Raw genomic sequence first — 21,340 nt, 5'->3', positions numbered from 1 at the left:
ATGTTCAACAGACCCTAACAAATAAATTATATTTTTATCACTTCATTTGTTAATCTAAGCTTATAAAAAACTTAGATGATCAAGCATCTAAGTTTCTACCAATTTGCAATCGGCTATGCCTTACAGGAAGCACTAGCCGCTTTGGCTTTCTCATAAACAGCATCACCGTCTAACCCCAAAGCATTAACGTCATTGACGTAGTTTTGTGAACCCTTTAGCAAAGGTCCTTTCCATGCTGGATCGTTTAGAGGATCAGGGATGTCTATCATAATATCTCCTTTAGCACGTGATGCTTCCATAAATCGTGCGTCTTCTTTATCGAACATTTCTCCTGCAATGTCAGCCATCACTTTACCTGAATTGTCGTCAATTATCTTTTTTAGATCATCAGGCAAGCCTTCATACCTGTCTTTGTTCATCGTTACTAGTATTCCTGTACTATAAAAAGGAATATTCGTATGTGCGTTGGTTATTTCTGTTAATTTAAAATCACCAGTAGGACTCCAAGGCATGCTTAAACCATCTATAACACCACGTTGCAAAGAGGTATAAAGATCGTTAGCAGGTAAGCCTACAGAGGAACCACCAGCAGCTTCAATAATATCACCAGCAACTGCCGAAGGCTTACGAATCCGCATACCTTTCATATCTTCTGGAGTACGAATGGGTTTATCAACGGTATGCAATACGCCAGGACCTGCACCCATCATGAATAGTAAATGAGTATCTTCATATTCACTAGAGATATCACCATCATCATAAAGCTTTTGTAGCATACAACTCATCTGACCCGCTGAGTTAGATAAGCCTGGCAACTCGGCAATCTGAGACAATGGAAAACGACCAGCTGTGTAACCTTGAAGTTGTGATCCGATATCGATGGTTCCCTTAGCAGCAGCGTCATAGGTAACATCAGGTTTACTCAACGTTGCAGATGGAAATATTTGAACTTCCAATCGGCCATTTGATTCGGTTTCAAGTTTTTTTACCCAAGGTTCAAAAACATCAGTTTGCATCGCAGAAGTTGCAGGCCAAAAGTGTGAAAACCGTAGAGTAGTCACTTCTTGCTCTGAAGTAACAGAGCCCTCGTTTTCAGATTTATTAGAACAACCTGACATGCCAGATGCTACTGCTATACACAAAGACATTACACCAACTTTAGCTTGAATAGACATTTTTATCTCTTCCTTGTAGATAAATTAAAAGTAATGTTTACTGACAATATGGTGCACATAAACCTTATTAATATAGTTTTACACTCATCAAGTCAGTGATTTTAACCAGTTATTAGCAGCTGTTTATAAGGTGAAAAACTCTTAAGCAAAACAGCAGAAATTATTATTTTATTTTAAGCGTCCATATCTTAAGAAATAATAATTAGTTGCCTAGACTATAATGGCTAAATAGAAAGTTGTCTAAGACCTATTTTAAGTGTTGTTGATACTTTTTAGGTATATAACAGTAAGGGTTTCAATAATTAATTCATAAAATTTTGGAAGCAATAGATAATCCATAGGGCTTAGGTAAAATAATCATACCTGAACATAATATTCTTGCATAATAGTTATGGAGCGGGTAAAGCTAATACTACAACGATTGGAAGAGAAAATAGGCGTTACTAATTAGTGATCTAAATCAACCAGCATAATGACTAGCAGTATCAATGATTATCATTGATACATTGGAACAAATTTCAGCAGTTTTAAAGTATCATAACGCAGGCGTGCATATCGTTCGTGCCAGCTATAATAAAGCTTATACCACTAATTCGCAAAAAGAAGAATTGCTGGTTATCACTAACGGGATTACAGGTGGCTTTATTCCTGCTGATATTAGATATTCAGATGAAACTATGTTGATTATGGACGGTGGCGAGCCCATTTATATTGGTGACGTTGTAGTTGGAAGTATTGAAGTGGGCGGTGCGCATAGTAGTCAAGATGTTCGCATCGCTAAAGCAAGTCTAGAAACTTTAAATTAGAGCAAGTTATACCTTTAGAATCATTGTACGTTCGATATGTAAGAAACTTTATTATGGCATTAGAATTGCTTTATATTCTCTTCAGCATTCGAATTACCCGCTGAGGGAATAAAAACAGCTAAGGGAGTGATCCACTTTAATATTATTTTTGTGATTTACTCCTCTAAATTATTAGCTAAGATTTACAAGCAGCACTGGCTTCTTGAGCTTTTTGATAAACCGTCTGTGCATCTAAACCAAGAGCTTCTATGTCTTTTAGATACTTTTGAGTACCCGCTTCTAATGGACCTCTCCACTGTGGATCATTCAATGGATCAGGAATATCTATCATTGTATCGCCTTTAGCCTGAGCTTCAGCCATAAACTTGTCATCTTCTGCATCAAAAACTTTACCAGCTATAGCACCCATCATTTTACCAGAGTTGTCATCGATAACCTTTTTTAGATCAGTAGGCAAGCTTTCGTATTTATCTTTATTCATCGTAACCATAATGGCAGAGCTATAAAAAGGAATATTAGTGTGAGTATTGGTAAGTTCAATCAATCTAAAAGACCCCACAGCATCCCATGGCAAACTTAAACCATCTAGTACGCCACGTTGTAGAGAGGTATAAATATCTGTGGCAGGTAAACCAACTGGAGTTCCACCTGCTGCCTCAATAATGTCTCCAGCGATAGCCGAAGGACGGCGCATACGTAAGCCCTTTAAGTCATCCGGCGTGCGAATAGCTCTATCAATAGTATGCATCCCTCCAGGACCCGTACCCATCATAAATAGTAGGTGAGTGTCTTCGTACTCGCTTGATATCACTCCATCATCGTATAGGGTTTGTAGCATACAGTTCATTTGCGTTGCCGAGTTGGAGAGGCCTGGTAATTCTGTGACTTGGGTCAATGGAAAACGACCGTTAGTGTATCCTTGAAGTTGAGAGCCTATATCAACTATTCCTTTAGCAGTAGCATCGTAGGTGGCATCAGGTTTACTAAGTGTCGCTGAAGGATAGATCTCGACCTTCAGTCTGCCGCCTGATTCTTCCTCAACCTTTCTTGCCCAAGGTTCAAAAATCTCAGTGTGGGTCGCTGCAGTAGCCGGCCAAAAATGTGCAAAACGTAAGGTAGTAGTTTCATCAGCGCCTTCAGAGGTGGCATCGTTTGATTGTGAACAACCAGTAAAACCTATGATGGCAGCTAAGGCTAAACTGATTGGTAGTAGTTTTAACTTTCGCATCATAAAATCCTTTTTTGATGATTTGTTCTAAATAAGAACTATTGTTCGTATAAAGAATTAAAGTAACTTTTTTTTAGTTTACTGTCAATTGAATTATTTGCTTATTTACATAGTTCAAATGCTGTAGTTACCTGTTCAATCTTTTTTAATAGTATTTGACATTGCCTATCTACAGCACTGCAATAGGTCAATGGCGATAAAAGTGTCTCAAGCTCATTATCATGGTTATAATCAATGGATTGTTCTGCTAGTAAAGCCAAAAAAGTCGTTACAAAGCCTTTATGATCGTCATGTGCTTGTTGACTAGCCTGCGTTATTAAAGGGTAAATATGATCTTGATGGCTACTGTAATAGTTTTCTAGTTTTTTGATCAGATAAGCATCGCTATTGAGATCCAAATTGGCCGCCATACGTTCAGGATTGACTTGTAATCCTTGTATTAAGGTTTTTAGGTAGGCAGCACTTCCAGTAATCAAAGCCATGCCTTCGCTCAATGGCACCCAACTGGCATGCCACTGTCCTAATGCACGCTCGAAAGGTTGAGCAGTGGTGTTACTAATCACACTCAGATGCCCATGCATCCTCAAAGTAGCGGCTTTGATCAAAGCGCACAACACTGGATTGCGTTTGTGCGGCATCGACGATGAGCCACCCATCCCTTCTATGGCAGGTTCAGCCACTTCACCCAGCTCAGACTGACACATCAAAGCAATATCCTCGACGATATTTTCCATCGCGCCAGCACAGGCATCTAACGTAGAAGCTATAGCATGAATCGGTTGTCTATTGGTATGCCAAGGGAGTAGTGGCACGGATAAATCAAGTAATTTTGCGACTTGCTCAGGTAAGTTGTAATGCTCATTCTGCTCATCACTAATCCCAACAGGGCCACCCCACTGCAGATAAAACCCAGAATGCTCTAATTGCAGTAGATTTGGTATGATAATGATTAGTGATGCTGCCCACTGTGAGACCTTTACACCAAACGTGATCGGTAAAGCTTGCTGCATTAATGTCCTGCCTGCCATAGGTGTTGCACGATGATTTTCAATCAATAGGCTACAAGCTTGCAGTATCTCAATTAAATCCTGGTTGAGGCGTTTGAGCGCGGGCTTGAGAATCATCATCATCGCCGTATCAATGACATCTTGACTAGTGAGCGTCTGATGAAAGTAGGGTTTTAGCTCTGGTGATAACAAGGTTTTAGCTTGCGCCACAAAGGGTATAGCTGCGTTACCTCCCAAATAAGTTTGTGCCCCGATTGCTTCAATATCAAATAAATCTAAGGTTAATGTCTCCTTGAAGCGCTTAAAAACACCCTCAGGTATAAGATGATTATTTTCTCTTACGGCTATAATAGCCAGCTCGAAATCCAACATGGCTCGAATGAATAGACGATCAGATAAATCCTCTGCAATATCAGGATGTACAAAAGGCTGATTGATTAATCGATTGATTTTCATTTAGAATCCTCAGTCTTAGTAAGTACTAATAAGTAATTATATGAAACAAGATAAAAAAATATCTACTGATAGTCCAGACTTTGTCGCCTCTCTTGCAGGAGGTCTTAGCGTTTTGCTGACTTTTGATAAGAATCACTCCACAATGACCTTGAGTGAAGTGGCCGAACGCACCAACATGGATAGAGCAAAAGCTCGACGTTATCTATTAACTTTGCACGCTTTAGGTTACGTTCACAAGGACAAACGTCAGTTTAAATTATCACCTAAAACTTTAAGCCTTGGCGCCAGTTATCTAAATAGTGTACATCATCACGATATTATTCAGTTTTATTTAGAAAGTGTAACGGAGCAAACAGGTGAGTCCTGCTCGTTCGCAGTATTGGATGGCGACGAGGTTGTCTATATCGCACGCTCAGCGGCTCAGCATCGTTTGTTATCTATTACCTTAGCGATTGGTACCAGATTGCCAGCCGCTTATACCTCCATGGGTCGAGCCATTTTAGCCAACCTCCCAAAAGAAGAGTATGAGGATTGTCTCACTAAAATTAAATTAAGTTCTCATACTACACACAGTATTACCAATCCTAAAATTTTCAAACAAGTGTTAAATGAAGTGAAAGAAAAACAATACGCAGTAGTGGATCAAGAGTTGGATTCGGGTTTACGCTCATTGGCATTACCAGTCTACAGATCAAACAATGAATTGATTGGCGCGATTAATATTAGCACCAATGCGATGCGTATCTCTCAAGAGGTCTTAATCGAAGAGTTTTTACCCGTACTACAAGATTGTGCTGAAAAAATTAAAACCTATTATATTTAACGGCCAATAGACTTGATGCTGTTTTGGAATGCTATAAATGGATATAGAAGCTGAATCTGAAACTATATGGCGTAAATTACGCAATGACTTTAGTTACTAACACAGTATTTAAATTATGTTTTACCTGTGATGCTAGAGAATATCATATTTTATAAACAACGAATTACTTGCTATAACCAAGAGGTTGCCAATGCTATGTTAGATACAGCGCTGGCAACTTTTTTTATTTGCCATTTTGATTAGGGTCTGTTGAACATTCATAATTTCAGCCAGATATAAGCGCAAGCTAGCACCACCGTATTCTCATAACTTTGCTTAAGTTTATCGTATCTGGTGGCTACTGCTCTGAACCGTTTTAAGTGTGCAAACGCATTTTTAACTAAATGGCGTATCTTATACAAGTCCCAGTCCATATGATGGTTATCAGATTTTGTATTCTTCTTTCTAGGAATATTATCGAAGCTCCCTGCTTGTTTAATGTGTTCTCTTAGCGTGTCAGAGTCGTAGCCTTTATCGGCACATAAAATATCGGTATTGCTTAAATCTATCTCATCAACTAAATCTGGTGCGACTTTAACATCGTGAGTGGTGCCATCCGATAATATAAAGCTAATCGGGTTACCATGAGCATCGACTGCTAGATGGATCTTAGTTGCACGTCCTGCGACACTTTTACTAATGGCTTGGGCGACTTCATTACCACCACTACTATGCTGATGCGCTTTGATATGAGTACCATCTATAAACACCCATTCAAGGTCTGAGTCTTTGATGAGCAAAGCAAACAGTTGAATTAACTTATTGCTGCGAAACCAACGCTGATAGGCTTTGTAGACCGTATTAGGCTTGCCAAAGTAAGCGGGCAAATCACGCCAAGGACAACCAACACGCATCCGGTACAGCACGCCTTCAACCGTTTGTCTAAGATTTCCTTTGTCATAGATGTTAAGTTCTAGTAATATAGGTCTTAGTCTTGTCCAGTGTTCATCTTTGAGCATTGTACGAGGCATAGCAAACGAAATCTTTTTTGTGTGAGAACTTAAAGATTACCCGTTTGCTATTTTTTTTGCCATCATTTTATCCCCAATGTTCAACAGACCCTAGATAGTATCATCGAAATTAGGCTTTAACGCCTTGTCTAGCTGTATGATCTGGCCAGTATCTTTGCAAAAGAATAGGAGAGAAATCATTGACAGAAGAATCGAAAAGGTATATTTTAATTCACTATACGAACACTAATTCTATTATAGAACAAAAAGTACCGAGTTACTAAAGCTACCAGGAGAGAAACACGATGACAATCTTTAATTGTCATCAAAAAAGATCAGCATCAGACCACTACAATGGCTCTTCAGCTGAAATTTGTCTTGATTATTTATTTTCACAAATCATCAAGACTGTATTTTAAGATATGTCTGACTTTTACTGGAATTATTTTAATCATCAAAAAAAGGATTTATGATGAAGAAAACTCTCCTACCTAGTATGGCATTGGCAGCTTTAATTGGCGTTACTGGCTGTTCAAAATCCAACAATACCGCCACTGGTGATAATGCCGCAGTGGGATCTGAAGAAACCACAATCTTACGTTTTTCCCATTTTTGGCCAGCTACCGCTGCATTACATACTGATGTTTTTGAGCCTTGGGCAAAAAAAATTGAAGAAGAATCAAAAGGTATGCTTAAAGTTGAAATCTATCCTTCAGCGACCCTCAGTACAGCAGATAGTACATATGATTCAACGGCTAAAGGTACTGTTGATATAGGCGCCCAAGTTCAGGGCTACGTTAGCGGCCGATTTCCACTGACTGAAATTACACAACTGCCAGGCCTTTCAAGCTCAGCAGGCCAATTAAGTTGCATGCTACAAACCTTATATGATGATGGGGTTATATCCAGTGAGTATGAAGACACGCATCCTCTATTTATGATGGCTTCAGGTCCTGGTGCTTTTCACACTATTGATAAACCTATTCGCACACCTGAAGACTTAAAAGGCATGCGCATTCGTCGCCCGTCGGAGATAGCAGGTAATATTATTGAAGCGGCAGGTGGAACGCCCGTGGGCTTACCTGCGACTGATCTTTATACATCTCTTCAACGTGGTGTTATAGATGGGGTAAGCACTCCTTGGGATGCTGCAGGTTCGTTTAGAATAACTGAGCTGGTAAATACGCATACGACTATGCCTTTATATAGTTCTGCCTTATTAGTGACCATGAATAAAGATAAGTATGAAAGTTTGCCTGACGATCTCAAAAAAGTTATCGATGATAATTCAGGTGCTCAAATGGCTAGCACTGCCGGTGCTACCTTTGATAGCGAGGATGCCAAGTTTATAGCCGAGGCAAAAGCTAAAGGAGATACTATGATAAATATCTCTGATCCATTAAATGACCCTGCATGGCAAGGTATACTTGAAACAGAGATTCAAAAATATCTAAATAGCGTTGAAGCAATGGAATTAGATTCGCAAACTGTTTATCAAAAAGCTAAAGAGGCCAGTGCATCTTGTAAGTCTTAATTCAAACCAAATCAAATACAATTTTAATTATCTACAGGGAAGAGATAAAAATGTCTAAAAAATTTAAGATTGGGGCTATGTCTTTATTTATAGCAATAGCGTTGGGTGTTTCAGGTTGTTCTAGTCAGTCTGATCAGAGTGCTGGCAACGATATTACAACTCTAAGATTTTCACATTTTTGGCCAGCTACTTCTGCTACCCATAAAGATATTTTTGAACCTTGGGCAAGAAAGGTTGAAGAAGAGTCAGATGGTAGGCTTAAGGTTGAGATTTACCCTTCAGCGACTCTCAGTTCAGCTGATAGTACATATGAATCAGCTGCCAACGGAACTATCGATATAGGCTCACAAGTTCAAGGTTATTCAAACGGCCGTTTTCCACTGACCCAAATCGCAGAACTCCCAGGTCTCTCTAATTCAGCAACGCAAATGAATTGTATGTTACAGACTTTGTATGATGATGGGGTTATATCAAGCGAATATGAAGATACGCATTTATTATTTATGATGGGGACTGGTCCTGGAGGAATCCATACTATTGATAATCCTATTCGCAAACCAGAAGACCTAAAAGGCTTGCGCATGCGTCGTCCTTCGGCTATCGCTGGTGATATTATTGAATCTGCAGGTGGAACGCCTGTCGGTTTACCTGTCACTGATCTTTATACCTCTCTTCAACGTGGCGTTTTAGATGGCTTAAGTCTTCCATGGGATGCTGTAGGTGCATTTAAACTCAATGAACTTGTAAATACACACACAAATATGCCTTTTTATAGTTCTGCTATCTTGGTTACTATGAACAAAGATAAGTATGAGAGTCTACCTGACGACCTTAAAAAAGTCATCGACGACAACTCTGGTAAAGAGATGGCTGCTGTTGCGGGTAAAGTTTTTGATGGAGAGGATGACAAGTTTATGGCTGAGGCAAAAGCTAAAGGTGACATTATGATAGACATTCCTGATCCATTGAGCGACCCTGCATGGAAAGGTCCATTGGAAGCAGGAACTAAAAAATACTTAAAAGATGTTGAAGATCTTGGATTAGATGCACAAACTGTTTATCAAAAAGCTAAAGAAGCTAGTACTGTATGTGAGTCCTAAGTTGTAAAATTTAAAACTGATTCTACACCAATAGATATAATGTACGGTTAATTTTTAATAAATTTTAAAGGATTAAAATTATGAGAAATATTACGCATCCAACGGGACTCTTTAATAATAGTGCTAGAGACTATAAGCATATTACGGCTGTTCCTCTAGCATCGTCTATGGGAGCAGAAATACAAGGTGTGGATTTAAGCAATGTCAATGATGACGCTATGGCTGAGATTCAAAATGCACTGTATAGACACAAGCTTATCTTTTTTAGAGACCAAGACATATCTTTTACGGACCACGAAAACTTAACCCTTAAGTTTGGTGAGTTTGGAACTGATGCTTACACCAAAGGTGTAGTTGGCCACGAAAACATTCAACCAGTCATTAAAGAAGCCACTGCTCAAACAAAAATGGTATTTGGCAGCGGTTGGCACACAGATTCAGCATTTTTAGAGTGTCCTCCTTCAGTGGCTATCAACTACGGAGTAGACATGCCTCCGTATGGCGGAGATACGTTGTTTGCAAACTCTGTTCTAGCGTATAACAGTTTAAGCCCCGCAATGAAAAAGATGATAGATCCGCTCAAAGTATGGATGAGTGCTAAGCATGTTGTGGCCTCTATGCAAGCCGAAAGAAAATCAAAAAAAGCGAGTGAATTGGGAAGTCTTGAACTTGATGTAGATACCCAAAAGATGGTTGAAGGCACGTATCACCCATTGGTAAGAACCCATCCTGTTTCGGGTGAGAAATCTCTATATGTTGATAAAACGTATGCCTGTGGTATAGAAGGCATGACAGAGGAAGAATCACGACCGTTACTTGACTTTTTATCGAGCTTTGCTACCCAAGAATCTTTTGTATGTAGGTTGAAGTGGTATAACAATACCTTGATCATGTGGGATAACCGGATCTGCCTACATCAAGCTTTTAATGATTATGACGGCTACAGAAGAGAAATGTATCGTGCAGTGGTAATGGGCGAGAAACCAGAATAAAAGGATAATACCATGGAAGATATTTTTGCATCTACAGTGACCCCTCCTGGGTATAGTGATGTTGAATGGAAAGCCAGAGTAGACTTGGCACTCTGTTATAGAATGGTTGATTATTATGGTTGGACCACCCAAGTTTACAATCATATTTCATATAAAATACCGGGAACTGAACATTTATTAATTAATGCTTTTGGACTTTTATATAGTGAAATCAAACCATCAAATTTAGTAAAAATTGATTTTGATGGCAATAAGGTTGATAACTCGTCATATCCTATCAATAAAGCGGGTAATGTTATTCACACGGCACTTCACAAAGGCCGGCCAGATATACACTGTGTCATGCATACTCACAATATTGATGTGCAAGCGGTGAGTTCTTTAAAATGTGGTTTTATGCCCTTGTTTCAAGAAGCATTTATGTTCTATGACAGAATTGGATATCATGATTTTGAAGGAATTGTTTTAGATACCAGTGAACAAAAAAGACTAGTAGCTTCAATAGGACCGACGAATCATACTTTGATGCTTAAAAATCATGGAGTGATAACCACTGGTCCTGATGTTGCTTCGGCATTCATGAGAATGTACCAAATGATTCAAGGCTGTGCCGTACAGCTTAAGACCATGGCTTCAGGTGGCGAGTTAAATGAAATCAGTGAAGAGGCGATGGCATTAACCAGAGAGCAGTTTGAAGGTGGAGATGCTCAAGCAGGTGCCCAAGTTAGACTTCCTGAATGGCCAGCTTACTACCGATTGATGAACAGACTCGATCCAAACTGGGATAAGTAAGGTAGAAGGGCGTATATTTTTAAAGTAAGCACGCTTACTTTTTGACGTAGTGACGTTAATGAAAAAAAGACCCAGACTTGGGTCTTTTTTTATCGTATTTTGACCGTAAAAGTATTACAGGTTATCGGTGATAGTTATATTGTAACTATTTTTTAAGCAGTCACCATATTTTAAATCTATCCAAAACAGCTTTAAGGTAATAAAAAGGAATAATAGATTGACAGAGGAATAGAAAAGGTATAATTTAATTCACTATACGAACAATAATTCTAATGTAGAACAAATTAAGTAGTTATCTATTATTCAAGTGATACCAGCTAAATTATACTAATCAATCAAACCATAATAATAGAGCCACTAGGAGAGAAACATGACAGCAGTCTATATTTGTCATCCAAAACGTTCAGCGGTAGGCCGCTATGGTGGCTCTCTAGCTGACATTCGTCCTGATGATTTGTTAGCACAAGTCATCAAAGCAGTATTGGACGATGCCCCCGACTTCGATCATAGTGCGATTGAAGATGTTTTCATGGGATGCGCCAACCAAAGTGGTGAAGACAATCGCAACGTGGCGCGCATGAGCAGCTTATTATCTGGTTTAACAGAAAAGGTACCAGCAACCACTATTAACCGCTTGTGTGGCTCTGGTTTGGATTCAGTGGGAACAGCGTTTCGTGCCATCGCTAGTGGTGAAATGGAATTAGCCCTTGCGGGTGGGGTTGAGTCTATGACTCGGGCACCATTGGTCGTCGGTAAGCCAGAAAATGCTTACGACCGCAGTCAAACCCTACAAGACACCACCATGGGCTGGCGCTTTGTTAATAAAAAACTTGATGCCATGTATGGTACAGAAGCAATGCCACGCACGGCTGAGAATATAGCGAAACAATTTGATATCTCTCGCGAAGATCAAGACGCTTTTGCCTTATGGTCACAACAGAAAGCCGCACAAGCACAAAATGACGGTCGTTTAGCGGCTGAGATTACACCTATCAGAATCGAGAGGCGTAAAAAAGAACCATTAATTGTCAACACAGATGAACATCTACGTCCAGACGTCGATATGGCTGCTTTGACAAAACTACGCCCGTTATTTGAAAATGGCAGTGTGACGGCTGGTAATGCTTCTGGTATTAATGATGGCGCAGCAGCGATGTTAATTGCGAGTGCCGCAGCGGTAGAGAAGTATGGCTTAACCCCTATGGTCAAAATTGAGGGCATGGCCACGGCTGGCGTGCTACCAACGATTATGGGTATTGGTCCGGTACCAGCAACGCAGAAATTATTAAAGCGTCTCAACCTCAGTTTAGATGATATTGATATTATTGAACTTAATGAAGCTTTTGCGGCACAAGCATTGGCTTGCTCACGAGAGTTGGGGCTGGATGATCGTGATCCCCGCATTAACCCTAAAGGTGGCGCCATTGCGTTAGGTCATCCACTTGGCGCCTCTGGGACGCGTATTTTAATTTCTGCGATTCATGAATTACAACGTACTAAAAAAGATCGTGCACTCTGCACTATGTGTATTGGCGTTGGGCAGGGAATTGCCTTGGTAGTTTCACGAGTAGGAGAATAACAATGACATTTTTAGCAACAGACGCCCATCTCATGGCGTACCAAGATAGCGGCGAGACCTATTTACCAGCTCTATTCATGGCGCATCCATTAGGGATGAGTCGTGACGTTTGGGATGAGGTCTGTGATCAATTACACGGACACTATCGTTGTATTCGCTGGGATTTACCGGGACATGGTAGCAGTGGAGTGGCACAACAAGGGGTGTCAGCAGACATACTCGCTCGTGATGTGCTCGATTTGGCGGATGCTTTAGATATTGAAGTCTTTAACTTTATCGGTACCTCAATTGGTGGCGTTATTGGACAGAGCTTGTGTCAGATAGCACCAGAACGTTTACAACACGTTTGGCTCACCAATACGGGTGCTGTCATTGGTACTAAGGAAGGATGGGCAGAGCGCGCTGAGAATATACGTCGTTTGGGCTTGGCTAAAATGGCTGAAACCATTGTACCGCGTTGGTTTTCGCCAGATTATGTCAAGCAGTATCCTGGAGTATTACAAGGCTGGAAAATACAATTAGGGCGAAGTGATGATGAAAGCTACGCTAAACTCTGCGAAGCCTTAGCACAAGTCGATAATCGTGAAAAATTATCGGGTTATGCTAATAGTATTGCTTTACTGGCTGGCTCAGAAGACGTGTCTACACCACTAGCAGCGTTAGAGGGTTTGAAAACCGCTTTTTTGGATGCACAGTTAACCGTATTTGAAGGTTCGGGGCACGTGCCATCAATTGAAATGCCCAGTCAATTGGTCGATTACCTTCAAACTAATGCAGCCCGCACAACTGTTGGTGAAGCAGGTATTACTTACGAGCAAGGACTAATGCAACGTAAGCGTATTCTTGGTGAAGCGCATGTTGAACAAGCGACTAAAAATGCCACCACATTAGACAACCCCTTCCAACAGTTTATTACGCGTAATGCTTGGGGAGAGTTGTGGGGAGACAATAGTTTAACGCTGCAGCAACGAAGTATGATTACGACAGCCATACTAGCGGCACTTGGACGCGATGGCGAGTTAGAACTGCATTTGCGTACAGCGCATCAATTGGGCATTGAAGAGGTGCAACTGCGTCAAGTCTTGATGCATGTAGCGATTTATGCTGGCGTGCCAGTAGCCAATCACGCATTTTCTTTAGCCAAAGAAAATGGATGGGGCCATTCAATTATTTAATATTGAATGCATAAGGTATAAGTTATCGACAAAGTTCGCTTTATAACAATGGAGAGCAATGTAATGAGCCATAAATATCCTACTTTTCTTCCGCGTGATCGGGTATGGCAACCGGCGCAATATACACCTAGTTATAAAACATCGGTTGCGCGTTCACCGCATCAAGCATTGGTCAGCATTCAAAGAGCCAGCGTTTCAGAGCGTAGTGGCCCAACCTTTAATGGCCTAGAGATGGGTCAATACGACAATGATTTATTAATGAATTTTCGTACTGAAGGCTCTCAAGCAGGTATACCCATTGGAGAGCGCATTATTATGCACGGTCGTGTCATCGATCAATTTGGTAAACCAGTCCCCAATACTCTGGTTGAGATGTGGCAAGCCAATGCTGGTGGCCGTTATCGTCATAAAAAAGACAGCTATCTTGCTCCCTTAGACCCTAATTTTGGTGGTGTCGGTCGTTTTATTACTGATGCTGAAGGCCGCTATCATTTTCGCACGGTACGTCCAGGCCCTTATCCGTGGCCAAATGGCGTAAATACTTGGCGTCCGGCTCACATCCACGTGTCAGTTATGGGCCCTTCTATTTCAACACGTTTGATCACTCAAATGTATTTTGAAGGTGATCCGCTCATTCCACAGTGTCCGATTGTACAAGTTTTAAAAGATCCTGAAGCGGTAGAGACCATGATTGCACGCTTAGATATGTCTATGAGTAAACCAATGGATTGTCTAGCGTATCGTTTCGATATTGTCGTTCGAGGCGCATTGCAAACCTATTTTGAGGAGTAAGCCATGTATAGTCAATACAAATTACAAGATGAAACCGGTTTATTGCGTGAAACTGCATCCCAAACAGCAGGGCCTTATGTTCATATCGGCTTAGCGTTAGAGATTGCTGGCTTTGCGGCAAGATCAGATGAAATCTGGCAAGACTTAGCGAAAGATGATGCCGAAGGTGAGCACATTGAATTGGTAGGTTATGTATATGATGGTAACGGCGAGGCAGTACATGATGCCTTGATTGAGATGTGGCAAGCAGATAGTGGAGGCAACTATGTTAGCGATTTTGATAATAAAAGGCCCTTCAGTTGTTTCGGGCGCAGTGCTTGTGCGCTAGATGGTGAGTTTCATTTTAATACGGTCAAACCTGGGCAAGTTGCCTTCGACGGTAAAAAGGGAACATTGATGGCACCTCACGTCAACATCGCTATTTTTGCGCGTGGCATCAATCTACATCTACAAACCAGAGCGTACTTCGATGACGAACCAACAGCCAATGCTAACTGTCTAATCTTAAACAGTGTTCCATCGTCAGAGCGCCGTCAAACATTGATAGCCAAAAAAGAACCGAGCGATAGCAAACCTCGTTATCGTTTTGACGTCTACCTACAAGGTGATGGCGAAACTGTCTTTTTTGACTTCTAGAGATGTGTTTGTTAGCAACAGTTAGTACCTTTTACCAGCAACCATAATTTATTAAACAATGAGAGGGATTTCATGAATTATAAAACTCAAGTCGCCATTATTGGTGCAGGACCGTCAGGTTTATTGCTAGGTCAATTACTTACCAAGGCTGGAATCGAAAATATTATTTTAGAGCGGCAAACTTCAGAGTATGTATTGGGCCGTATCCGTGCAGGCGTGTTGGAACAAGGGACAACAGATTTGATCCGTGAGTCAGGTGCTGGCGCACGTATGGATAAAGAAGGGTTAATCCATACTCATACCGATTTTAGTTTCCAAGGTGAGCATCATCAGATAGATGTGCAGAAGTATAGTGGTGGTAAACATGTAACGGTATATGGCCAAACAGAAGTTACTCGTGATCTGATGGAAGAGCGTGAAAAAGTTGGTGGTGTGACTATATATGAAGCGGATAACGTAGAACTGCATGATCTTGAATCGGATAATCCTTATGCAACTTATCAGCTAAATAGTGAATCGTACCGTTTAGATTGTGATTATATCGCTGGTTGTGACGGTTTCCACGGTGTCTCACGCAAATCTATTCCTGCTGATAAACTACAAGAGTTTGAAAAGGTTTATCCGTTTGGCTGGCTAGGTTTAATGAGCGATACCCCGCCAGTTAATGCTGAATTAGTTTATTGTGCGCATGAACGCGGTTTTGCCTTGTGTTCAATGCGTTCAGCAACTAGAAGTCGTTACTACATACAAGTCCCAAATACCGACAAAATTGAGGACTGGACTGAAGAGAAGTTCTGGGACGAGCTAAAGCTCCGCATCCCACCGGAAATGGCGGAGCGCTTGGTTACTGGTCCTGCGTTAGACATGAGTATTGCGCCATTACGCTCTTATGTTTGTGAGACGATGCAATATGGCAAAATGTTTTTAATAGGAGATTCCGCGCATATCGTCCCACCAACGGGTGCTAAAGGATTAAATCTTGCAGCAAGTGATGTAGAAACAGCCTTCCGTTTATTTGTGAAAATTTATGAAGAAGGACGTACTGATCTCATTCCACGCTATCAAGAGGTATGTTTAGCACGTGTTTGGAAGTCGGTGCGTTTTTCATGGTGGATGACGATGCTCTTGCACCGCTTTGAAAGTTCCGAACCTTTCGATTTCCGCGTACAACAAGCTGAGTTTGAGTATTTTATTAACTCAGAAGCGGGGAAGGCGACTATCGCTGAGAACTATGTTGGCCTACCCGTTGAAGCGCTAGAGTAATTGACTTAAGCCTAGTTATTTTAAGTAGTGTATGAGTTTAGAACTACTGGCTTATTAGTCTAAATGACTACTAAGCTAGAATGGGCAACTACTTAATGTGACTAATTATTTCAAATAAAGATGTTTGTAGGGATAACCTTCTTACATAGGATGATTTAATGTTAAATAAAGTTACAAAATCTGCCATTGAGGCCATAAATAACATCAATGATGGCGCAACTATATTGATAGGTGGTTTTGGTTTGGCTGGTCAACCAACAGAATTGATTGATGCACTGATCGAGCATAATGCTAAGGATCTGACGATCGTTAGTAATAATGCGGGCAATGGCGATACCGGCTTGGCTTTGTTATTAAAAGCTGGTTGTGTACGTAAAATTATTTGTTCTTTCCCACGTCAACATGATTCGTATATCTTTGATAAGTTATACCGCGCTGGAAAAGTTGAACTTGAAGTGGTGCCCCAAGGATCTTTAGCAGCACGACTTGAAGCAGCTGGGAGTGGTCTTGGTGCCATTTATACGCCGACTGCATACGGAACCCTGCTTGCTGAAGGCAAAGAAACACGCACCATCGATGGTGTGAACTATGTATTGGAATATCCGATTAAAGGTGATTTTGCGCTTATCAAAGCATTTAGGGGTGATCGCTGGGGTAACTTAACCTACCGTAAAGCTGCACGAAACTTTGGACCGATTATGGCTATGGCTTCTACACACACCATTGCCCAAGTCAGTGAAGTGGTAGCGTTAGGCGCTTTGGATCCTGAATATGTTATTACACCAGGTATTTTTGTCCACGAGGTCGTGTGTATTGGAGCAGAAGCATAATGAATAATTATACACCCTGGTCGGTTGATGAGATTGCCAAGTGGGTTGCTCAAGATATTGAAGAAGGTATGTATGTCAATCTAGGGATTGGTCAGCCAACAAAAGTTGCTGAGTTTTTACCTAAAGATAAAGATATTTTTTTACACAGTGAGAATGGTGTGCTGGGGATGGGACCTGCACCTGATAAAGATAAAGAAGATGGCGATTTAATTAATGCGGGCAAACAGTACATCACTCTGCTCAAAGGCGGAAGTTACTTCCATCATGGTGATTCTTTCACTATGATTCGCGGTGGCCATATTGATTTATGCGTTCTTGGGGCCTTTGAAGTCGCTGAAAATGGAGATATTGCTAACTGGTTTTTAGGTCGACCAAAAGATATTCCAGCAGTGGGTGGTGCAATGGACTTAGCTGTTGGCGCTAAAGAAGTGTATGTGATGATGGATCATGTTAGCAAAAATGGTGACCCTAAAATCGTTGAGACACTTAGTCTACCCATCACTGGTGAAAGATGTGTGGATCGGATTTACACTGATTTGGCTGTGATTGATGTTACTGATCGGGGGTTAGTGGTTCGTGAGATGGTTGCTGGCTTAACCTTTGGTGAGTTGCAAGAAAAAACGGGTGCCAAGCTAATCCAATAACGATTTAGAAAACGATCCAAAATTTACAAAATATATAAACATCAAGAAAGGATTCTAAGATGAAAAAAAACCTATCTTTTATAGCAGTGCAAGCTGCTCTGCTTATTATATCTAGCTACTCCAACAGTATTCTATCATCTTTTGATAAGGTAGGAGATGTCACATGGAGTTTTTAGTTAGAGTCAGTCGCTTTATTGCTAGGATATGTGAGTTCATTGGTGGTATTAGCTTAATCATCATTGTTCTCGCCACCATTGCCGATGTCCTCACACGTTATATGTTTAAGCTCACTGACGGTGAGTTTGGGTTTACTATTAAAGGCGGCGTGGAGATTGTCTCCTATTTTATGCTTTTTGCGTTGTTGTCTGCCTTTGCCGCCTATGTCGAACGGTCACAAATTATCGTCGATGTTTTTACCCAAAAAATGCCCCAGGCTATTAAAGGTTATATGATGGGTACCTTTATGATGGGGTTTTTCTTAATAGGTATCGTGTTCACATGGGGCCTATATGAGAGTGCGGTCGATGCCATCCATTTCGGCAAAGTAACTCAAGATCTTAGAATCTCAATGATGCCTATTTATGCCCTAAGTTCGTTTTTAAGTGCCTTGCTCGCTATTCGCGCCCTTATCGAATCCATTAATATTTTCAAAACCGGCGAGTTCTTTGACGCCGAGGAGACAGGCGCATGAGTACAGAAATTATTGGTGCTATCGGTTTAGTGTGCATGATTTTACTAGTCATCGGCAGGGTACCTGTTGCTTTGGCGATGTTAGGGGTAGGGTTAGTGGGCTTTGGGGCAGTAACCTCGCCTAGTGGTGCTGTACAAATGCTAAAAGATATTCCGGTAGATGTCTTAGCAAAGTATGATTTTAGTGCCATTCCTTTGTTTATATTAATGGGGGTTTTTGCTACGCATTCTGGTATGGCGACCAAACTATTCGATTCTACCCGTACTATCTTTGGTGGTGTTAGAGGGAGCCTTGGTATTGCTGGTATTGGCTCATCAGGTATCTTTGCCTCTATTTCAGGATCCTCGTTAGCGACTGCTTCTACTATGGCGCGAGTGGCATTGCCACAAATGGAAAAACATGGTTACCAGCCGGGTTTTGCCTGTGGGGCTTTAGCTGCAGGTGGTACCTTGGGGATCATGATTCCACCTAGTATCGCGCTGCTAGTTTATGCCATTTTGACCCAACAGTCGGTTGGCGATATGTTTATTGCTGGGTTTTTACCAGGTATTTTAGGCATAGTCATGTACTCTATTACCGTCATGATCATGGTGCGCTGGAAGCCACATCTCGCGCCACGTGGCGAGCGAACCCCGTGGAAAGCTAAAATAATTTCTTTAACGGGCCTTATCCCTTTTAGCTTTATTTTTATTGTTATTATCGCTGGTATTTTCTTTGGATTATTTACTCCCACTGAAGGGGCAGCAGTAGGGGCGTTTGCTGCTTGGGCCTATGCCTTTGTTAAAGGCATGAGATTGGACGGGCTAAAGCAGTCGTTAATTGAGACCTTGGCGTTATCTGCGGTGGTATTCTTTATGCTGTTAGGCGCAGAAGCACTTGGCTACTTTATTTCTGTATCGCGAATGTCTAATACGCTAGCAGAGTGGATTGGTGGTTTAGCCGTTAGTCCAATGATTGTATTAATCTGCATCTTGATCATGTACTTTTTGCTTGGTCTGTTTATGGATGCCTTAGCGATGTTGGTAATTACCATTCCTGTGGTATACCCAATTATTCTAGCATTAGGCTTTGATCCGGTTTGGTTTGGTATTATTGCGGTATTGACTGTAGAGCTCGGGCTTATCACCCCGCCCATGGGCATGAATATCTTTGTGATTAAGGCGGTAGCCCCGCACATCAAGCTTGCGGATATGTTTCGCGGGGTAGCACCCTTTATTGTCTCTGATTTGATTCGATTGATTGTTTTGGTGTCCTTCCCAGCCATATCTTTGGTGTTATTAAGTTGAGAGTTGTAAGGATTGGTAATCCCCCCCCCTAGAAACAAGCATTCTTAATGCGGTGAGTAAATAATATTTCTTAAAAGTGCATTAGTTACTTCATGGTGGGCTTATATTATCCCAATGACAAAAGGAGTTGAATAACGATAGATAGCTTTATCTAAACTCAGTTGATACGTAAATAAGAGTTACATCTAAACTAAAAAGGTAATCGTAATGATTACTTCATATCTTGAAATATACAGGGAACGTATAAAGATGCATATTCTAAAAAAAGTGACATTGGCATTAGCTACTTTTATAGTAGGCACTAACGCACAGGCAATAGACTTAGTTACCAAAGGGGATACCACTTTAAGCTTTGGTGGTTACGTTAAAGCAGAAGGTATATTCATTTCACCTGATGAAAAAAATTCTAAATTCGAAGGTAATATACGAGAATCAAGAATTAATTTCAAAGCCACTACACTCGTTGATGATAAAAAACTGACAGGGTTTATTGAAGGCGATTTCTATGGAGAGTATACAGGCTATGATAGTGGCACCCCAGAGTTAAGGCTACGCCATGCCTTTTTACAGGTAGATAAGGTTACTGCGGGTAAGACTTGGAGTGGACAGTTTTTTGCCGTCGCTCCTCGCTTAACCGAGCAGCTGGATTTCTACGGTACAGGTTTCGGTACTATAGCGGGTAGTGGGCTTTATGTTCGTCCAGATTTGACTCTGCACTATGCTAATAAAGGACTCCGTGTTACAGCGCAAGACCCTATATCTGATGATGCTAATTTACCTGACATGGTAGTTAGCTATAGCGATGACATATCTAATTTCGGTTATACTTTTGCTGCGACTGCACGCGACGCCGACACTGGAATAAATAGTGATTTAGATACGGAGCTGGGGTTAGGGGTTTCATTAGCGACCAAGCTAACTCTGGGTAATAGCTCATTACATGGCAGTATATATACTGGTGAGGGCATGGGAGTCTACTCTGGACTGTGTACAACAGGAGCTTTAAAGTCTGGGAATACGGTAAGCTGTGATGCTGAAAATGGTGACCTTGTTTCGCAAACTGGCTTCAGTGTGGGTTATCGACACATTTTTACGCCTAAATTTCGGGGTAATATGCGTTACGGAGAGGTCAATGTAGATAATGAGGCAGATACTTCTATTAATATAAAGAGCGCGAATCTTATCTACACCTATTTACCAAATCTTGATATTGGCGTTGAATGGCGTGATCGCAGTGATACGACTCTTCCATGGAGGCAAAAAGGGCAGGAGGTTGAAGTAATGGCGAAGTATAATTTCTAAGTTGGATGGTCAAACCCCAATATTAACAACTTCACCTAAGTAAAATATTAAATGATGAAAGCTTGCTAGCACTATACCATGTATGATTCTAGCAAGTTTTCTATAATTACTTAAGTTTAAATATTACTGGTTTTTACTTGTCATATTGAACCGCCCCGACTATATCGGAGGCTGATTTACTTGAGTCAGGCAGCAATGCCTGACAGGGTTAAATTATCATAATACCGCTTTTCAAACTCA

Annotated in this window: 20 protein-coding genes; 16 read left to right on the top strand and 4 right to left on the bottom strand. The window is 41.0% G+C overall.

All coding sequences use genetic code 11. From position 1 onward, the window contains the following. Positions 1-113: 113 nt before the first annotated feature. Positions 114-1,118 carry a TRAP transporter substrate-binding protein gene (locus tag RCH20_RS11400; protein ID WP_327193672.1) on the bottom strand — a complete coding sequence of 335 codons (1,005 nt, stop codon included), beginning with the start codon at positions 1,116-1,118 and terminating at the stop codon, positions 114-116. Between the two features lie 545 nt (positions 1,119-1,663). On the opposite strand from RCH20_RS11400, the gene RCH20_RS11395 reads away from it, so the two are divergent. After that, complete coding sequence (locus RCH20_RS11395) at positions 1,664-1,981, top strand: heme-binding protein (RefSeq protein WP_327193671.1); 318 nt, start codon at positions 1,664-1,666, stop codon at positions 1,979-1,981. A 175-nt stretch (positions 1,982-2,156) separates the two neighbouring features. Here RCH20_RS11395 and RCH20_RS11390 read toward each other — a convergent pair whose 3' ends face one another. Together RCH20_RS11390 and RCH20_RS11385 are read right to left on the bottom strand one after the other, a co-directional pair. Beyond that, positions 2,157-3,209: a TRAP transporter substrate-binding protein gene (locus RCH20_RS11390; protein ID WP_327193670.1), complete on the bottom strand. Its 1,053-nt coding sequence runs from the start codon at positions 3,207-3,209 to the stop codon at positions 2,157-2,159. 101 nt (positions 3,210-3,310) lie between these two features. Next, on the bottom strand, positions 3,311-4,672 hold the full coding sequence (locus RCH20_RS11385; RefSeq protein ID WP_327193669.1) for a lyase family protein: 1,362 nt from the start codon (positions 4,670-4,672) through the stop codon (positions 3,311-3,313). Positions 4,673-4,712: 40 nt separating this feature from the next. Between RCH20_RS11385 and RCH20_RS11380 the strand changes: the two genes are divergently transcribed. After that, on the top strand, positions 4,713-5,495 hold the full coding sequence (locus RCH20_RS11380) for an IclR family transcriptional regulator domain-containing protein (protein ID WP_327193668.1): 783 nt from the start codon (positions 4,713-4,715) through the stop codon (positions 5,493-5,495). A 257-nt stretch (positions 5,496-5,752) separates the two neighbouring features. Here RCH20_RS11380 and RCH20_RS11375 read toward each other — a convergent pair whose 3' ends face one another. Further along, on the bottom strand, positions 5,753-6,505 hold the full coding sequence (locus RCH20_RS11375) for an IS5 family transposase (RefSeq protein WP_327193667.1): 753 nt from the start codon (positions 6,503-6,505) through the stop codon (positions 5,753-5,755). A gap of 451 nt (positions 6,506-6,956) precedes the next feature. Between RCH20_RS11375 and dctP the strand changes: the two genes are divergently transcribed. From dctP to RCH20_RS11305, 14 genes are all read left to right on the top strand, one after another. Beyond that, the gene (gene dctP, locus RCH20_RS11370) at positions 6,957-8,018 is read left to right on the top strand and encodes a TRAP transporter substrate-binding protein (RefSeq protein WP_327193666.1); all 1,062 of its coding nucleotides are present in this window, start codon (positions 6,957-6,959) and stop codon (positions 8,016-8,018) included. A 50-nt stretch (positions 8,019-8,068) separates the two neighbouring features. Beyond that, the gene (locus RCH20_RS11365; protein ID WP_442793135.1) at positions 8,069-9,118 is read left to right on the top strand and encodes a TRAP transporter substrate-binding protein; all 1,050 of its coding nucleotides are present in this window, start codon (positions 8,069-8,071) and stop codon (positions 9,116-9,118) included. Positions 9,119-9,198: 80 nt separating this feature from the next. Further along, positions 9,199-10,110 (top strand): TauD/TfdA dioxygenase family protein, encoded by a 912-nt coding sequence (locus RCH20_RS11360; RefSeq protein ID WP_327193665.1) that lies wholly within the window; start codon positions 9,199-9,201, stop codon positions 10,108-10,110. Positions 10,111-10,122: 12 nt separating this feature from the next. Continuing rightward, positions 10,123-10,902 carry a class II aldolase/adducin family protein gene (locus RCH20_RS11355; RefSeq protein ID WP_327193664.1) on the top strand — a complete coding sequence of 260 codons (780 nt, stop codon included), beginning with the start codon at positions 10,123-10,125 and terminating at the stop codon, positions 10,900-10,902. A gap of 370 nt (positions 10,903-11,272) precedes the next feature. Then, a complete protein-coding gene (gene pcaF / locus RCH20_RS11350; protein WP_327193663.1) occupies positions 11,273-12,481 on the top strand; it encodes a 3-oxoadipyl-CoA thiolase in 1,209 nt (402 codons plus the stop codon). A 2-nt stretch (positions 12,482-12,483) separates the two neighbouring features. Further along, positions 12,484-13,656 carry an alpha/beta fold hydrolase gene (locus RCH20_RS11345; RefSeq protein WP_327193662.1) on the top strand — a complete coding sequence of 391 codons (1,173 nt, stop codon included), beginning with the start codon at positions 12,484-12,486 and terminating at the stop codon, positions 13,654-13,656. Between the two features lie 63 nt (positions 13,657-13,719). Further along, positions 13,720-14,448: a protocatechuate 3,4-dioxygenase subunit beta gene (pcaH, locus tag RCH20_RS11340; protein WP_327193661.1), complete on the top strand. Its 729-nt coding sequence runs from the start codon at positions 13,720-13,722 to the stop codon at positions 14,446-14,448. 3 nt (positions 14,449-14,451) lie between these two features. Continuing rightward, entirely contained in the window at positions 14,452-15,084 is a 633-nt protein-coding gene (gene pcaG, locus RCH20_RS11335; RefSeq protein WP_327193660.1) for a protocatechuate 3,4-dioxygenase subunit alpha, read from the top strand. 72 nt (positions 15,085-15,156) lie between these two features. Beyond that, positions 15,157-16,347, top strand: a complete 1,191-nt coding sequence (pobA, locus tag RCH20_RS11330; RefSeq protein ID WP_327193659.1) for a 4-hydroxybenzoate 3-monooxygenase — start codon at positions 15,157-15,159, stop codon at positions 16,345-16,347. Between the two features lie 158 nt (positions 16,348-16,505). Further along, positions 16,506-17,177 (top strand): 3-oxoacid CoA-transferase subunit A, encoded by a 672-nt coding sequence (locus RCH20_RS11325; protein WP_327193658.1) that lies wholly within the window; start codon positions 16,506-16,508, stop codon positions 17,175-17,177. Further along, a complete protein-coding gene (locus tag RCH20_RS11320; RefSeq protein WP_327193657.1) occupies positions 17,177-17,821 on the top strand; it encodes a 3-oxoacid CoA-transferase subunit B in 645 nt (214 codons plus the stop codon). Before RCH20_RS11325 ends, RCH20_RS11320 begins: the two co-directional genes overlap by 1 nt. 163 nt (positions 17,822-17,984) lie before the next feature. Beyond that, the gene (locus RCH20_RS11315; RefSeq protein WP_327193656.1) at positions 17,985-18,512 is read left to right on the top strand and encodes a TRAP transporter small permease; all 528 of its coding nucleotides are present in this window, start codon (positions 17,985-17,987) and stop codon (positions 18,510-18,512) included. Next, positions 18,509-19,798 (top strand): TRAP transporter large permease, encoded by a 1,290-nt coding sequence (locus RCH20_RS11310; protein WP_327193655.1) that lies wholly within the window; start codon positions 18,509-18,511, stop codon positions 19,796-19,798. Before RCH20_RS11315 ends, RCH20_RS11310 begins: the two co-directional genes overlap by 4 nt. 207 nt (positions 19,799-20,005) lie before the next feature. After that, on the top strand, positions 20,006-21,100 hold the full coding sequence (locus tag RCH20_RS11305) for a hypothetical protein (RefSeq protein WP_327193654.1): 1,095 nt from the start codon (positions 20,006-20,008) through the stop codon (positions 21,098-21,100). The last annotated feature ends 240 nt before the right edge of the window (positions 21,101-21,340 follow it).

Origin of the sequence: Psychrobacter sp. PL15, from assembly GCF_035984995.1 — a bacterium.
Lineage (GTDB): Bacteria > Pseudomonadota > Gammaproteobacteria > Pseudomonadales > Moraxellaceae > Psychrobacter.
This window is presented reverse-complemented; position numbering and strand designations above follow the sequence as displayed.

What these genes read in the sequence shown, in the direction of transcription:
- RCH20_RS11400 (WP_327193672.1), bottom strand. Translation starts at nt 1,118, where the DNA reads ATGTCAGGTTGTTCTAATAAATCTGAAAACGAGGGCTCTGTTACTTCA.
- RCH20_RS11395 (WP_327193671.1), top strand. Translation starts at nt 1,664, where the DNA reads ATGATTATCATTGATACATTGGAACAAATTTCAGCAGTTTTAAAGTAT.
- RCH20_RS11390 (WP_327193670.1), bottom strand. Translation starts at nt 3,209, where the DNA reads ATGCGAAAGTTAAAACTACTACCAATCAGTTTAGCCTTAGCTGCCATC.
- RCH20_RS11385 (WP_327193669.1), bottom strand. Translation starts at nt 4,672, where the DNA reads ATGAAAATCAATCGATTAATCAATCAGCCTTTTGTACATCCTGATATT.
- RCH20_RS11380 (WP_327193668.1), top strand. Translation starts at nt 4,713, where the DNA reads ATGAAACAAGATAAAAAAATATCTACTGATAGTCCAGACTTTGTCGCC.
- RCH20_RS11375 (WP_327193667.1), bottom strand. Translation starts at nt 6,505, where the DNA reads ATGCCTCGTACAATGCTCAAAGATGAACACTGGACAAGACTAAGACCT.
- dctP (WP_327193666.1), top strand. Translation starts at nt 6,957, where the DNA reads ATGAAGAAAACTCTCCTACCTAGTATGGCATTGGCAGCTTTAATTGGC.
- RCH20_RS11365 (WP_442793135.1), top strand. Translation starts at nt 8,069, where the DNA reads ATGTCTAAAAAATTTAAGATTGGGGCTATGTCTTTATTTATAGCAATA.
- RCH20_RS11360 (WP_327193665.1), top strand. Translation starts at nt 9,199, where the DNA reads ATGAGAAATATTACGCATCCAACGGGACTCTTTAATAATAGTGCTAGA.
- RCH20_RS11355 (WP_327193664.1), top strand. Translation starts at nt 10,123, where the DNA reads ATGGAAGATATTTTTGCATCTACAGTGACCCCTCCTGGGTATAGTGAT.
- pcaF (WP_327193663.1), top strand. Translation starts at nt 11,273, where the DNA reads ATGACAGCAGTCTATATTTGTCATCCAAAACGTTCAGCGGTAGGCCGC.
- RCH20_RS11345 (WP_327193662.1), top strand. Translation starts at nt 12,484, where the DNA reads ATGACATTTTTAGCAACAGACGCCCATCTCATGGCGTACCAAGATAGC.
- pcaH (WP_327193661.1), top strand. Translation starts at nt 13,720, where the DNA reads ATGAGCCATAAATATCCTACTTTTCTTCCGCGTGATCGGGTATGGCAA.
- pcaG (WP_327193660.1), top strand. Translation starts at nt 14,452, where the DNA reads ATGTATAGTCAATACAAATTACAAGATGAAACCGGTTTATTGCGTGAA.
- pobA (WP_327193659.1), top strand. Translation starts at nt 15,157, where the DNA reads ATGAATTATAAAACTCAAGTCGCCATTATTGGTGCAGGACCGTCAGGT.
- RCH20_RS11325 (WP_327193658.1), top strand. Translation starts at nt 16,506, where the DNA reads ATGTTAAATAAAGTTACAAAATCTGCCATTGAGGCCATAAATAACATC.
- RCH20_RS11320 (WP_327193657.1), top strand. Translation starts at nt 17,177, where the DNA reads ATGAATAATTATACACCCTGGTCGGTTGATGAGATTGCCAAGTGGGTT.
- RCH20_RS11315 (WP_327193656.1), top strand. Translation starts at nt 17,985, where the DNA reads ATGGAGTTTTTAGTTAGAGTCAGTCGCTTTATTGCTAGGATATGTGAG.
- RCH20_RS11310 (WP_327193655.1), top strand. Translation starts at nt 18,509, where the DNA reads ATGAGTACAGAAATTATTGGTGCTATCGGTTTAGTGTGCATGATTTTA.
- RCH20_RS11305 (WP_327193654.1), top strand. Translation starts at nt 20,006, where the DNA reads ATGATTACTTCATATCTTGAAATATACAGGGAACGTATAAAGATGCAT.